Annotated in this window: 1 pseudogene; it reads right to left on the bottom strand. The window is 61.1% G+C overall.

What is annotated here, in order from left to right:
• A pseudogene (locus EXE45_RS21925) lies at positions 1 to 496 on the bottom strand (RNA-guided endonuclease TnpB family protein); the annotation flags it as partial.

Genomic DNA, 496 nt, shown 5'->3' with positions numbered 1-496 from the left:
TCCACCTTTCGCGCCTCAGCGCCACCGACACGCCCGACGACCTGCTGTCCTCCTCGCGGCTTCGACTTCCCGATCGATTTCCGCAGTTGTTTATAGTGTTCGCGGACACGACGGATTTCCTCGCCGTAGAATGTGGTCTTGCGATCGGAGAGGAACGCACAGGTAGCGACCCACCGCGCGCCCATATCGATCGCCAATACATCGTCGTACTCGTCGGCCACGGTCACAGACCGCTTGACGACGAGATGGACGTACCAGTCACCGTCACGGCGCACGAGTTCGCTGTCTCGAATCTCTGCCTCGCGGACGAGTCGTTCGTCCTTGTGTGGAACGTGTGCTGGACACCAGATGGAGTTGCCCCGTCCGCGCTCGGGGTCGTAGACAGGAACCTTCACCCACCACGACGAGAGAACGGTATCCGCGTCGTGGGACACGTCGAATACGTCGTTCCGGAGGACGACGGGTTGTTCCGTGCCTGGGTTCGGGTCTTTCTGCT

This window comes from Halorubrum sp. SP9 (assembly GCF_005435015.1).
In the GTDB taxonomy this organism is placed as follows: Archaea; Halobacteriota; Halobacteria; order Halobacteriales; family Haloferacaceae; genus Halorubrum; species Halorubrum sodomense.
Note: the sequence above shows the minus strand (reverse complement) of the source record. Positions and strands in the feature narration are given on the sequence as shown.